The following is a 13533-nucleotide window of genomic DNA, read 5'->3' on the forward strand; positions in this document are numbered from 1 at the left end:
AAGACATGTTAGACAGATTGTGATTAATTAGTACAGTGATAGAACCTACGGAGGATGATGACCACCTCGTCCGAGTCAGCCCCGCCCGATCCCCCCGTCGCTTCGCTCGCCCCGATGATCGAGTGCCCGTTTCCCATCTACAAGGCGTTGCGGGAGAACTCGCCGGTCACCGAGATGGCTCCGGGCGTCTTCATGGTCACGCGCTACGAGGATGTGCTCCGAGTGGTCAAGGACACCGAGACCTTCTCGTCGCGCGCACCGCGAAATCCGTTCGCCTGGTTCGGCGACCCCGAGCGGCAGGATGAACTCGACGCGATCCTGAGTCGGTGTCCAGAGATGCCGACGCTGCTCGACAACGACCCGCCCGAGCAGACCAGGGTCCGCGCTCTGGTGGCAAAGGTATTCAACGAATCCAACGTCGCCGCCCTCGAGCCTGCCATCGCCGAACTGATCGACGACCTCTCCTCAAGCTGGCTCCGCCGCGGTCGCGTGGAGTTCGCGGCTGAGTTCGCCCGGCCGCTGCCCGCTGCCGTGACGGCCCTGGCGCTCGGGGCCGACGCCGCGATGACAGAGCGTTGCCTGTTCTGGGCCGACGAGATCATGACCAGGACCGCGGGACCCCAGACGCCGGAACGGCAGGCCGAGGTCGCACGCGGCATCGCGGAGATGAGCGACTACTTCTTCTCGCTGATCGCGCAACGCCGCGCGGAGCCACGCGATGATCTCTTCTCCCTGCTCACCAGGGTCGAACTGGACGGCGAGCGCCTCACCGACATCCAGATCGTGAACGTGGCCAAGGTTTTCCTCGTCGGCGGCAACGAGACGACGATGTTCATGTTGACCAGCGCGCTGCACCGGCTGGCCACCGAGCCCGCACTGGCACAGACGCTGCGGGACGCACCAGAGCTCATCGAGCCCTTCCTCGAAGAGATCCTCCGGCTCGAGGCCCCGGCGCAGGGCCTGCCGCGATTCCCGACCCGCGACGTCGAGTTGCACGGCGTGACGATCCCGGCCGGGTCGACGGTGTTCGTCTTGTACGGCTCGGCCAATCACGACGAGACGGTGTTCGACGACGCCGACGACCTCGTGCTCGACCGGCGGGCCCGCGGTGGCTACAAGCAGCACCTCGCGTTCAGCGTGGGGCCGCACTTCTGCCTCGGCGCGCGACTGGCGCGCACCGAAGGCCGGCTGGCACTTGCGCGCCTACTGCCGAAGATGACGAACCTGGCGCTGGCCACGGACGCCGAGCCCCAACGTGCGGCCAACCCGCTGCTACGGGGCTTCGTTCGGCTGGACCTGGAGTTCGGAGATGCTCACGACTACCTTGCCGACCGCCCGCCGCTCAGCCAGGTCACGTAGGGCCGACCCGACCTGGTTCAGCGGATAGACCGCTCCCACATGTGGTTGGACCGCACCGTCCAGGAACAGCTTCAGCACCTCGGCCCGATGCGCGGACGCCGCCTCGGGTATGTGGTCGAGGATCGTGCGGTTCTCGAACCCCATCACCCGGATACCCTTGAGCAGCACCAGGTTCAACGGGATGCGCGGGATGTCACCGGCGGCGAAGCCGAGCACGACATACCGTCCGCCCCATCGCATCGCACGCAACGCGGGTTCGGCGTACGGGCCGCCGACCGGGTCGATGACCACCGACGCGCCACCATCGGTGAGTTCGTTGAGCCGTGCCTTGACGTCTTCTGCGGTGTAATCGACGGCGGCCCGGGCTCCACGGGCCGTCGCGACGGCCAGCTTGGCCGGATCACCACCCACCGCAATCGGCTTGGCGCCCAGGGCAGTTGCGATATCGACGGCGGCCAGGCCCAACCCGCCGGAGGCGCCGAGGACGGTGACGTAGTCCCCCGGTTGCACTTCGGCGAAGGTGCGCAGCGCGTGATAGGCGGTCGTGTAGGTGACGCCGAAAGCCGCCAGCTGCCGCATGTCGACGGCGGCACCGGCCGGCAGCGCGGTCAGCCTCGAGGCGTCGAGCACCACCTCCTCGGCGAACGCGCCGTGGGTGGCCAGACCGAACACCACATCGCCGACCCGCACGCGGGTCACGTCGGGCGCGACCTCGACCACGCGGCCGGAGAACTCACACCCCGGCGTGTACGGCGGCGGCACCTTGGCCTGGTACTTGCCCGCCAGCACAAGCAGATCGGGAAAGTTGACCGCCGCCGAGTGCACCGCGACCCGCGCGGTACCCGGCGTCAGGGACGGAGAGGGGACGTCTTCGACCCGGACCACGTCCGGGCCACCCAGTGATCGCGCCACAGCTGCCTGCACGCCTCGAAAGATACCGCATTTCATTGAACGAAATGAACGGAGCATGTTCAAATTGATCACCGGTGCAGAGGCGAGGAGACGTGCGATGTTTGACGGGCAGAATGTGCTGACGCTCGAGGGCGATCACCTGGATATCAGTTATCGGGCACAGGACACCTGGCCGGCGATGACCCCGGCCGGATCCATCAAGAACTACACATTCGGCATCGGTGATCCACAGGTCGGCCCGCTGGTTCAGCTCGGGCTGGTGACATCGATGCCCGAGGAGCCGCTGGACTGGCGCCACGTGGTCGACCCCCCGCATTTCCATGGCAGCGACCAGTTCCGGGTGTTGGCCGGGGGCGAATGGAACGTGGGCGGCAGGCCTCTGCATGCCGGCGACTACATGTTCCAGGAAGCCGGCAAGGTCTATCGCGAGCATCCCGCGTCGGATGATCCGGCGTGGATCGTGTTGGTGATCGGCGACCGTCGCGGTGCACTGCCCACCATCATGGCCGAGGCCGACAAGGAAACGCTGATCGACGGCGGAGACAACTTCCGCGCGGCCGATGCCGAGAACTACGCGCATCCCGCCGGCCCGAAGGGCATCGCCGACGTCAACACCAGCGCGGGCGGCTGCTCACGCGGCTACCTGCACGGCTCCGTGGCCGCGCTCGCGGCGGACGCGCCGCTGCATGGCACCTTCGGCGATGCGAACGCCGGGCCATCGGTCGAGCTGATCCATGCAGCCACAGATGAGACAATCCGTCCGGAAAGCGTCTGCGGCACTGAGCAATTCCTGGTCGTCACCGGTGGCAGCCTCACCATCGGATCCGATGTCTACCTGCCCGGTGACATGCGGGTGCAGCGCGCCGAGGAACCCATGCCGGCACTCGTCGCCGGCGCCGAAGGCTGCCAGCTGACGCTCGTCGTCGCCGACCGGCGCCATCAGCCGGTCGACGCCACGATCGGATAGCCGGGTCAGACGGCCGTCAGCCCGCCGTCCACGACGAAATCGCTGCCGGTGATGTACCCGGCCTCGTCGGAAGCCAGAAACACCGCCAGCGCAACGACATCCGACGGTTGGCCGAGACGGGGAATCAACGTCTGACTGGTGAGCGCATCGCGCACCTCGGGTACCGCCAGCACGTCGGCGGTACCCGGCGTGACGATCGTGCCGGGGCTGATGCTCACCGCGCGGATACCGACCGGCCCGCCCTCGGCGGCCAGCTGCCTGGTCATCGCGATGACGCCGCCCTTGGACGCCATGTGCGCGACGAACGGCACCGCGCGGTTGCCGGTCCAGCCCGCGACCGAGGCCACGTTGATCACCGTGCCGCCGCCGGAGCGCACCAGCGCCGGCCAGGCGTACTTCGTCACGAAGAACACCAGGTCGAGCTCGTTGCGAATGGTGAATCGCCAATCCTCAACGGACAGTTCGGCGATCGTGGCCGAACTTGGCGGCGGAGCCGTTGTTGTAGACGACGTCGATGCGACCGTGCCGCTCGGCGGCGGCCTCGACCCACGTGCGGGCCTGCTCGGGATCACCCAGATCGACGGCGGTCGCTGCGATGTCCGCGTCCCAACCCGCACTTCGCACCGCGGCCAGGGTTTCCGCGGCGGTCGCGGCGTCGATGTCACATCCGACGACGGTGGCGCCCTCCGCCGCGAACCGGAGCGCGGCCTCCCTGCCCTGTCCGCCGCCGATGCCCGTGATCAGGGCGACCTTGCCTTCGAGCTTGCCGTTGCCAGTCTGCGTAGCCATTCAACACAATAAACAGATATTGTTTATAATGTACAGCCCTTTGGGGGTCTGCTCGGATCCACCCCGCCCCGCCGACCGAGAGGACATCTGTGCCGTACGTCATTACGCAGAACTGCTGCAAAGATGCCAGCTGCGTGCCCGTGTGCCCCGTGGACTGTATCCGCCCCGCAGGCAGCACAGGCGAATTCACGGACACCCAGATGCTCTACATCGACCCGCAGGAATGCATCGACTGCGGCGCCTGCCTCGAGGAGTGCCCGGTCGACGCGATCCACTTCGACGAAGATCTACCTCCCGAACTCGAACGCTTCCGCGAGATCAACGCCGCGTACTTCGAGCGCCACCCCCTGGAACCCAGCATCCTCGCCGAGCCCATTCGTCCCGACCGGGTTCAACCCGGTTCGCTGCGGGTCGCGACCGTCGGCGCCGGACCCGCCGCGTGCTACGCGGCGACCGCCCTCATCGGCATCGACGGTCTCGAGGTCGACCTGTTCGAACGCCTCCCCACCCCGTTCGGCCTGATCCGCGCCGGGGTGGCTCCCGACCATCAACACACGAAATCCGTGGTGCGGGTTTTCGAGCACGTCTTGGGCAACAAGCGCGTGGGCTGCCACCTCAATGTCGAGATCGGCACCGACCTGACTCATGACGACCTGCTCGCACACCACCACGCGGTCATCTATGCGGTGGGCGCGGCCCGCAGCCGTGACCTCGGCATCCCCGGCGAGGAACTGCCCGGCAATCATTCCGCCGTCGACTTCGTGGGCTGGTACAACGGCCACCCGGACCACACCCACCACACATTCGACCTGTCCGGCGAGCGAGCCGTCATCGTCGGCAACGGCAACGTCGCGCTGGACGTGGCGCGGGTCCTGTTGCTCGATCACGACAGGCTCGCCCAGACCGACATCGCCGAACATGCCCTGAATGCCCTGTACAACAGCAACATCCGCGAGGTCGTCATCCTGGGCCGGCGCGGACCCCGCGACGCAGCGTTCTCAGCCGCCGAGTTCATGGCATTGGGTCACCTACCGGGAGTCGACGTCGTGATCGACGGGGCCGAACTGGAGGCCGGTGCCGCCGACGACATCGACACCGAGCTCAAACTTCAGGTCGCCGGCGAGTACGCCGACAGACCCACTTCGCCGGGCAACAAGCGGATCGTTTTCCGCTTCTTGGCATCTCCTGCCGAAGTCACCGGCCACGAAGCGGCCGACGGGCTGCGCATCGTGTCCAACCGGATTGACGAGGCCGGTCAGCTCGTTGCGGGAGATACTGCCGACGGAACGGAGCTGATCGATACGCCCCTGATCCTGCGGTCGATCGGATACCAGGGCTCGGCCATCGACGGCCTGCCGTTCACTTCGACCACCGGCACCATCCCCAACGACTGCGGCCGAGTCATCGACGAGACCGGTCAACCCGTACCGGGCACGTACGTGACCGGATGGATCAAGCGCGGCCCACGCGGCGTCATCGGCACCAACCGCACCTGCGCGGACGAAACCGTAGCCGGGCTCGTCGAGGACTTCACGAGCGGCCGACTCACCCGCACGGTGGGCGACCGGGCCGCACTCAGTCGACTACTTGCCGAGCGCGGCGCGAACGCCATCGACTGGAACGGATGGCGAGCGGTCGACGCGGCCGAACGCCGACACGGCAGAGAACAATCGCGTCCCCGGGTCAAGATTGTCGACACCGCCGAACTGGTGGCCGCGGCTACGGCACCAACGGACTCGGCTTGAGTAGCCGATTCTGAACAGGCCTCCAGGTAGCGCGATCAGGCGCGAGGGGTCGATCGTCCCCAGCCCGTATCGCGGGTCAGATATTTGAGCAACGGCACCGCTCGATACGGCAACGGCGTCGTGAGGGCCAGCGTGGTGGTCGAGTGGACCACACCGGCAATGCCCACGATCGATTCGATCAGTTGCTGCAGCGCGGCCTGGGTGTCGGCGGCCACCCGCACCAGCAGGTCCTCACGACCCGTCGTGGCATGGATCTCCAACACCTGCGGCATCGCGGTCAGGGCGTCGATGATCGACGCCAGCCGGCCCTGCTGGACCTCCAGCCCGATGAACGCCAATACCGGGACACCGGCCCGCTCCAACACCAGCTCCGGCCGGTATCCGGCAAGCAGGCCGCCCTCCTCCAGACGCCTCAGCCGGGCCTGCACCGTGTTACGCGAGATGCCGAGCCGCGTCGCCAGTTCCACCACACCCGTCCGTGCATCCGTGGCGAGCATCTCTAGGAGCTCGACATCGAGGCGGTCGATACTGAGCATTCTTGTCACCTATCGAGGTCATTGGGACAGTCAACTGATCAAATCGGTCAGTTGTAGAACTGATAGTTGACCCAAATCACATCCAGGGCAAGCCTTAACCATACCTACGGTGATATCTCGACGTTCTGGACAGTGAGACGCCTTGACCGACCTGCAAAGCTCTGAATCCGTCGAATCGACTCTGACGCAGCGATACCGCGCCTCATCGGGCCCCGTGCTCATCACGGGCGTCCAGGCCATCGCGCGCCTGCTGGTGGAACAGCACACTCGCGATCAGCGCGCCCAGAAAGACGTCGCCACCTTCGTGTCCGGGTATCAGGGCAGTCCGCTTGCCGGGCTCGACCAGCTGCTGGCCAGTCTTCCCGAACTACGCAGCGATCACCACGTAAAACTGGTCCCGGGCATGAACGAGGAACTCGCGGCCACATCGGTGTGGGGTAGCCAGTTGGAACTGCCCAGCGGCGCCCACTCGCACGACGGAGTCATCGGCGTCTGGTACGGCAAGGGACCGGGCCTGGACCGCGCCAGCGACGCCCTACGGCACGCGGCGATGTACGGAGCGAACCCGAACGGCGGCGCGCTCGCCCTCGTCGGCGACGACCCAGCCGCCAAGTCCTCGAGCGTGCCCGCGGCCAGCGAGCGATCCCTGGCCGCCCTGTCGATGCCGATCTTCTTCCCCCGCAACGCCGAAGAGATGGTCGCCTTCGGCCTGTACGCCATCGCGCTGTCTCGCGCGTCGGGGTGCTGGCCGGCCATGAAGATCGTCGCCGACGTCGCCGACGGACTGTGGACGCTCGATCGCGACTTCGCCGGCTTCGACATCACGGTGCCCACGATCGAATGGGAAGGCCGTCCCTGGACGTACCGCCAGCGCGTGCTGGCCGCGCCTCCCGACAGCGTGCTCGCCGAAGCCGACCTCTACGGCCCACGCTGGGCGATGGTCGAAGCCTTCAACGCCACCAACGACATCGACACGATCAAAGTCGATCCGGCCGACGCCTGGTTGGGCATCGTCGCCGTCGGGACCGCCTATGACTCCGTCCGGGAAGCCCTCGTGGAGCTGGGGCTCAGCGAGGCCCGCCTGTACAGCTCAGGCATCCGGATTCTGCGGGTCGGCATGCCCTATCCACTCGGGGCCGACAAGGTCGTCGCGCTCGCCCGCGGAGTCGAACAAGTGCTGGTGGTCGAGGACAAGACCGCGTTCGTCGAGGCGCAGGTCAAAGATGCGCTCTACGGTCGCAGCGATTGCCCACAGGTACTCGGTAAGCGGGATACCGAGCGCCGCAACCTCATTCCACCCGATGGCGAGCTCACCGCGGCCCGCCTGATCGCCCCCCTGCGCCGCGTGCTGCGCGAGCGGGTGACCCTGTCCGCGCCGCCGCCGCCATCGTTGGAGCTGACGGTGCTGCCCACCAAGCGCACCGCGTACTTCTGCTCGGGTTGCCCACACAACCGGTCCACCGCCGTGCCAGAAGGATCACTGGCCGGCGGCGGTATCGGCTGCCACACCCTGGTCACCATGTCGGCGCGAACGGACTCCCAGGTGACCGGGCTGACCCAGATGGGCGGCGAGGGGGCACAGTGGATCGGTCAATCGCCGTTCACCGACGTCGACCACATCTTCCAGAATGTCGGTGACGGAACGTACTTCCACTCCGGCCAGCTGGCCGTCCAGGCGTGCGTCGCCGCCGGAGTCAACATCACCTACAAGATCCTCTTCAACTCCGCGGTCGCCATGACGGGCGCCCAAGACGTCGAGGCCGGACTCACCGTGCCGCAGCTGACGCACAAGCTCGTCGCCGACGGCGCGACCAAGGTGATCGTCTGCGCCGACGAACCGGAGCGGCACAAGGGCGCCACGTTCGCCTCCGGCGTGCAGGTCTGGCACCGGGACCGCCTCGACGAAGCCCAGCGCGTACTGCGCGACACCAAGGGTGTCACCGTCCTGATCTACGACCAACACTGCGCCGCCGACGCGCGACGCAAGCGCAAGCGCGGCGCGATGCCCGTGCGGCGCACGCGCGTCGTCATCAACGAGGCGGTCTGCGAGGGCTGCGGCGACTGCGGCGTGAAGAGCAACTGTCTGTCCGTGCAGCCGGTCGAGACCGAGTTCGGACGCAAAACCCGGATCGATCAGACCACCTGCAACACCGACTACAGCTGCCTGGACGGTGACTGCCCCTCGTTCGTGACCATCGAGGTCCCCGATCAGCCATCGAAGCGGGCGCGGCCGCCGGTGCCCACCCCGCCCGAGATCCCCGATCCCGCCCGGCGGCCAATCACCGGGATTCACAACATCTTTCTGGCCGGCATCGGCGGTACCGGCATCGTGACGGTCAACCAGGTGCTCGGCATGGCCGCGCTGCGAGCCGGTTTGCACGTGGAGGGGCTCGATCAGACCGGGCTCAGCCAGAAGGCGGGGCCGGTGACCTCGCATCTGCGACTCAGCGCCGCAGCGATCGAGCGTTCCAACCGGGTCAGTCCCGGAGCAGCCGACTGCGTGCTCGCATTCGATTTACTCACCGCCGTCGACGCCCGCAACGTCGGCCTCGGCGATCCCAACCGCACCACCGCCGTCGCGTCGACCAGCAGGACACCCACCGGGGAGATGGTCTACGACGGGGCAGTCGAGTATCCGTCCGACGCCGATCTGCTGTCGCGCCTCGACGTGCGGTCCAGAACTCTCACCGCCTTCGACGCGCTGACGGCCGCAAACACACTCTTCGGAAGTACATTGTCGGCGAACTTCCTCTTGGTCGGTGCCGCGTATCAGGCGGGTGGCCTGCCCATTCCGGCGGCCGCGATCGAAGAGGCGATCGCCATCAACGGCGTGGCCGTCGCCGCGAACCAGGCGGCGTTCCGGTGGGGGCGTGTGGCGGTGGCCGATCCGTCGACATTCCGGGCCGCGACGCAGCCGCCGAACCAGGCGCCACGCTCCGACACCGTCGTGCCCACCCATCTACTCGGCAACTGCCCGGTCGACGGCGAGACCCGAACACTCCTCGAGCGACGGGCCGCCGGTCTCGTCGCATACCAGGGAGAGCGCACCGCAGCCAAGTACATCGAGTTCGTCACCGACGTGTGGGTGCAGGAACGACGCGTCACCGAGCGCACCGACTTGTCCGAGGCCGTCGCGCGCGGGCTGCACAAGCTGACGGCCTACAAGGACGAGTACGAAGTGGCCCGTATGCTGACCGACCCGGCGTTCGTCGACTCTGTGCGACGGGAGGTGCCCGGCGGCGTCAACCTCACCTACAAGCTGCATCCGCCGGTGTTGAAGGCGCTGGGCCGCAAGAAGAAGATCGGCATGCGGCCCGCCAGCCACGGCGCATTGCGGGCCCTCGCCAAGGGCCGCGTCCTGCGTGGCACCTGGCTGGACCCGTTCGGCCACACCCGCATGCGGCGCCTCGAGCGTGCGTTGCTCATCCACTACCAGGACATGGTGGGTGACCTCGTCGCGAACCTCTCTGCAGAGTCGTATGACACCGCGGTCGCCGCGGCATCCGCCCCCGACCTGGTGCGCGGCTATGAGGACGTCAAGCTGCGCAACGTTCGGCTGTATCTGCAGCGCCTAGGCGAGCTGGGACGGGACGTTTCGACGCCGGCCACCCTGGCATCGCCGGACGACTCCGAGTGAGCCGACGCAAACGGCACGGGGCCGGCGCGAAACATGCGCCAGCGCACACAGCACACGTGTAACGTGATTTGTTCGATGTGTTCCAGGAAAGTCCGCTCGGCGAGTTCATCCGCCGTCCACTCCCGATACCGCTCCCAGGGCCTCGGGACCGCGGCTCCGTGCCCGCACCTGGGCAACGCCGTCACCGGTCGAAGTCAATCGATCCCGGCGTCCTTGCACTGCGCCGGCCCAGCACACACCGAGGAGTTCATGTGACAACCGCTGCCCCGCAACGCACCACGCCACCGTCACGCTTTCATCCTGGCGGGTTCGCCCTGCGCGATACCTGGTTCCCGCTCGTACACACCCAACACGTCAGGCGACGGCCACTCCGGCGCGCCATGCACGGTGAACCGGTCGTCCTGTGGCGTGACGGGGCACAGGTACGCGCCACCGAGGATATGCCCGGCACTGCGCCCCAGCACCGGCGCCAAGGTGAATTGACCGGTGGCACAGGCAACTACATCACGCACGAACGCTACGGCTACACATGGCTCTGGTACGGCGACCCGCTCAGCGCGTCGCCCGACCTCATTCCCCATGTGCCGCACCTGCCTGCCGATGGGATGGCGAAATGGTTCCAGCGTTCGCTGACATTCGACTGCAGCTACGAGCTGGTCGCCGAGAACCTCCTGGATCTCACTCACGCGGACTTCCTGCACTCCACGCTCACCGGCGACTCACTGTCCGAGGACGACATCGTGGAGGTGGAATCGACCTCGGAAGTCGTCACCATGATTCGCACCGCCCACGGTAGGCCGATCCCCGACGCGCAGAAAGCGATGGCCAAGGGCGCGACCAAGCAGAACATCCGTGTAGTGACGGTGACACACGTGCGCAGCGGCGTCTGCGTGCTGCACGGTGACTTCAACCCCGGCATGTCCATGCGGATGCTGCATCCGTGCAATCCCGAAACACCGACGCGCACACGGACACCGGTGACCTACAACCCCTCCTACATGCCGACCATCGGGCGCATGCTGTTTCCCTTCGCCACTCACATCGTCGGTAGGCAGGACAACTGGGCAGTGCGCAAGCAGAACGCGAACTATCTGGACGCCGGGGCCGACCGCGACCTCAGTTCCCGATTCGACAAGGCCGGTCTGCGTTACCGCAAGGTCTATGCCGCGCTCGTGGCACGCCAACAGTCCGGCGACCACTCGTATCTCGACGACGGAGATCCGGGCCGAGACATCACCGAAGCGCTCGGTATCAATACCCGCGCGTGACAGGCGCCGAGCCGCGGCCGGCTCTACCGCCCTGCCAACAATGAAGCGTGTTGAACAGATTTTGTTGATTGTGTCTTGTTTGTCGGTGCTGTCGATGTTAGTTTCGTGACACCGGAAACGGTGCGTCAGCAGGGCAGCAGGAAAGGTATCGAACCGTCACATGACCACGGCCGAAGAATCGCCGCGAACCCTCCGAGTCTCGCCGCGCGCAGCCGCACCAGGCGAATCAGACCCGTCCCCGTTCGGGTTGCCGAGCGGCTGGTGGCCAGTCGCGCACAGCGACGAAGTGCATCAGCATCCCGGGGCGTTCCGCCTGGGCACCAGGGCACTCGCGGTATACCGGGACCTGACCGGCACAGTCCGCGCGGTCGAGGACCGGTGTCCGCACCGGCGGCTGCCGCTGTCGATGGGCCGCCTGACCGAGGACGGCTCCATTCAATGCCCTTACCACGGATGGAGTTTCGACGGTGCGACGGGACGTTGCACCGCAATCCCCAACCTGAGCGCCGACGAACGCATCCCGAACGGAATCAAGGTGGCGGCCTTCTCCGCCGCCGAGAACGTCGCCGAGCTCCTCGGCTACGGATTGCGGACCTCCAAGCTGGCACCGCCGGTCGGCGCGGCCACGGGTGAAGAACCCGAGGTAGGCACCACCATGTACGACGCCCTGATCTATGGCGGCATGGTTTTCGTGTGGACCGGCTCCGAGCCCTCGACAGAGCGCTCCGAAGCACCGAAGCCGACTCCGACCGACAGCACTGCCATCACCGGCACCGTGGAAGTCCGCTCACCACACGCCTCGGTCGCGGAAGCAGTGCTGCTGAATCCCGGGGCGGTGCTCGGCCTGGGTGCCTTCCTGGGCTCCGGCGACGAACTGTGCTCCCCGACGGTTCGCCGTAAGGACGGCGTCATCACCGTGCAACGGGAGCGCTACGCCTACAACCTGCCCCGGCTTTCGACCTTCGAGCCGGTCAGCAAGCGGGAGCTCACCTCGACGATCAGCACAGTTGCGGACACCGGTTTCACCCGTGTCGACGTAGCCACCGGCCGCTGGACACCCGCATGCCAGGTTTTCATCGGACTGACGCCCATCGACACCCACCGCACCGTCGTGCGCTGGCGCATGTCGTTGCAGGGACCTCAGCAACGCCTCAGCGCGGTCGGCGCCAAGGCATGGTCCACCAGCCGCCGACTGGCCAGACGAACCGCCGACTCGGCTGAAACGGTGGCGGACTCGATGCCGAAATCAGTCGACCCCGGCGTGCGCGCACTGCGCCGGGCCCGGACACACTGAGGAGCTCATATGACAACCGCTGCCCCACAACGCACGAAGGCGCCGTCACGGTTCCATCCTGGCGGGTTCGCGTTGCGCGACACCTGGTTCCCACTCGTACACACGCAACACGTCGGACGACGGCCGCTGCGCCGCGCGATACACGGCGCCCCCGTTATCTTCTGGCGCGACGGAGCCCGGGTACGCGCTACCGAAGACATGCCTGACACACCGCCACAGTTCCGACGTCAGGGTGAATTAACCGGCGGGAGTGGCGATTACATCACCCACGAGCGCTACGGCTACACCTGGGTCTGGTACGGCGACCCCCGCAATGCATCGATCGACCTCATCCCGCAGGTCCCCCATCTGCCGATCGAGGGAATGCCGAAGCGCTTCCAGAAGACCGTGGTGTTCGACTGCACCTACGAGCTGGTTGCCGAGAATCTCCTGGATCTGACCCACGCGGACTTCCTGCACTCCAAGCTCACCGGCGACTCATTGTCCGAGGACGACGTCGTGGAGGTGGAGTCCACCTCGGAAGTGGTCACGATGATCCGCACCGCACATGGTCGGCCCATCCCGGACGCACAGAAGGCGATGGCCAAGGGCGCCACCACACAGAACATTCGCGTAGTCACCGTGACCCACGTGCGCAGCGGGCTTTGTGTGCTGCACGGTGACTTCAACCCGGGAATGTCGATGCGGATGCTGCACCCGTGCAATCCCGAAACGGCCACCCGGACCCGTACCCCGGTGACCTACAACCCGATGTACCTGCCCTCCATCGCTCGGCAGTTGTTCTCCCACACATCGCATATCGTCGGCAGGCAGGACAACTGGGCGGTGCGCAAACAGAACGCGAACTACCTGGAGGCCGGCGACGACCGCGACCTCAGTTCGCGCTTCGACAAGGCCGGGTTGCGCTATCGCAAACTGTATTCCGCGCTTGTCGAGCGTCAAAAGTCGGGAGACTACTCATACCTGGCCGACGGCGACCCCGGTCGCGACGTCAGCGAAGCACTCGGCCTCAATTCTCGCGCGTGA

At 66.6% G+C, this 13533-nt stretch carries 9 protein-coding genes and 1 pseudogene; 7 read left to right on the forward strand and 3 right to left on the reverse strand.

The window, feature by feature from the left end; genetic code table 11:
* The first annotated feature begins 54 nt into the window (after positions 1 to 54).
* The gene (locus tag G6N31_RS09420; RefSeq protein ID WP_098004676.1) at positions 55 to 1359 is read left to right on the forward strand and encodes a cytochrome P450; all 1305 of its coding nucleotides are present in this window, start codon (positions 55 to 57) and stop codon (positions 1357 to 1359) included.
* Here the strand turns inward: G6N31_RS09420 and G6N31_RS09425 are convergent.
* On the reverse strand, positions 1273 to 2283 hold the full coding sequence (locus G6N31_RS09425; RefSeq protein WP_098004675.1) for an NADPH:quinone oxidoreductase family protein: 1011 nt from the start codon (positions 2281 to 2283) through the stop codon (positions 1273 to 1275). The two genes, G6N31_RS09420 and G6N31_RS09425, sit on opposite strands and share 87 nt — an antisense overlap.
* Positions 2284 to 2368: 85 nt before the next feature.
* Between G6N31_RS09425 and G6N31_RS09430 the strand changes: the two genes are divergently transcribed.
* Entirely contained in the window at positions 2369 to 3238 is an 870-nt protein-coding gene (locus G6N31_RS09430; RefSeq protein ID WP_098004674.1) for a cupin domain-containing protein, read from the forward strand.
* 5 nt (positions 3239 to 3243) lie between these two features.
* On the opposite strand, the pseudogene G6N31_RS09435 reads toward G6N31_RS09430, so the two are convergent.
* Positions 3244 to 4027 (reverse strand): annotated as a pseudogene (locus tag G6N31_RS09435) (SDR family NAD(P)-dependent oxidoreductase).
* A gap of 89 nt (positions 4028 to 4116) precedes the next feature.
* On the opposite strand from G6N31_RS09435, the gene G6N31_RS09440 reads away from it, so the two are divergent.
* Entirely contained in the window at positions 4117 to 5772 is a 1656-nt protein-coding gene (locus tag G6N31_RS09440; protein ID WP_098004673.1) for a 4Fe-4S binding protein, read from the forward strand.
* A 35-nt stretch (positions 5773 to 5807) separates the two neighbouring features.
* Here the strand turns inward: G6N31_RS09440 and G6N31_RS09445 are convergent, their stop codons facing one another.
* A complete protein-coding gene (locus G6N31_RS09445; protein ID WP_098004672.1) occupies positions 5808 to 6308 on the reverse strand; it encodes an Lrp/AsnC family transcriptional regulator in 501 nt (166 codons plus the stop codon).
* Positions 6309 to 6450: 142 nt separating this feature from the next.
* Here G6N31_RS09445 and G6N31_RS09450 point away from each other — a divergent pair, with 142 nt between their 5' ends.
* The 4 genes from G6N31_RS09450 to G6N31_RS09465 all read left to right on the forward strand — a co-directional run bounded on the left by G6N31_RS09450 (position 6451) and on the right by G6N31_RS09465 (position 13533).
* On the forward strand, positions 6451 to 9945 hold the full coding sequence (locus tag G6N31_RS09450; protein ID WP_163722118.1) for an indolepyruvate ferredoxin oxidoreductase family protein: 3495 nt from the start codon (positions 6451 to 6453) through the stop codon (positions 9943 to 9945).
* Between the two features lie 479 nt (positions 9946 to 10424).
* Positions 10425 to 11213 (forward strand): aromatic ring-hydroxylating dioxygenase subunit alpha, encoded by a 789-nt coding sequence (locus tag G6N31_RS09455; protein WP_133117680.1) that lies wholly within the window; start codon positions 10425 to 10427, stop codon positions 11211 to 11213.
* Positions 11214 to 11499: 286 nt separating this feature from the next.
* On the forward strand, positions 11500 to 12507 hold the full coding sequence (locus G6N31_RS09460) for a Rieske 2Fe-2S domain-containing protein (protein WP_197747164.1): 1008 nt from the start codon (positions 11500 to 11502) through the stop codon (positions 12505 to 12507).
* Positions 12508 to 12705: 198 nt separating this feature from the next.
* Positions 12706 to 13533 carry an aromatic ring-hydroxylating dioxygenase subunit alpha gene (locus G6N31_RS09465; protein ID WP_098003119.1) on the forward strand — a complete coding sequence of 276 codons (828 nt, stop codon included), beginning with the start codon at positions 12706 to 12708 and terminating at the stop codon, positions 13531 to 13533.

The organism is Mycolicibacterium duvalii (genome assembly GCF_010726645.1).
GTDB classification, from domain to species: Bacteria; Actinomycetota; Actinomycetes; order Mycobacteriales; family Mycobacteriaceae; genus Mycobacterium; species Mycobacterium duvalii.

What these genes read in the sequence shown, in the direction of transcription:
- G6N31_RS09420 (WP_098004676.1), top strand. Translation starts at nt 55, where the DNA reads ATGATGACCACCTCGTCCGAGTCAGCCCCGCCCGATCCCCCCGTCGCT.
- G6N31_RS09430 (WP_098004674.1), top strand. Translation starts at nt 2,369, where the DNA reads ATGTTTGACGGGCAGAATGTGCTGACGCTCGAGGGCGATCACCTGGAT.
- G6N31_RS09445 (WP_098004672.1), bottom strand. Translation starts at nt 6,308, where the DNA reads ATGCTCAGTATCGACCGCCTCGATGTCGAGCTCCTAGAGATGCTCGCC.
- G6N31_RS09465 (WP_098003119.1), top strand. Translation starts at nt 12,706, where the DNA reads ATGCCTGACACACCGCCACAGTTCCGACGTCAGGGTGAATTAACCGGC.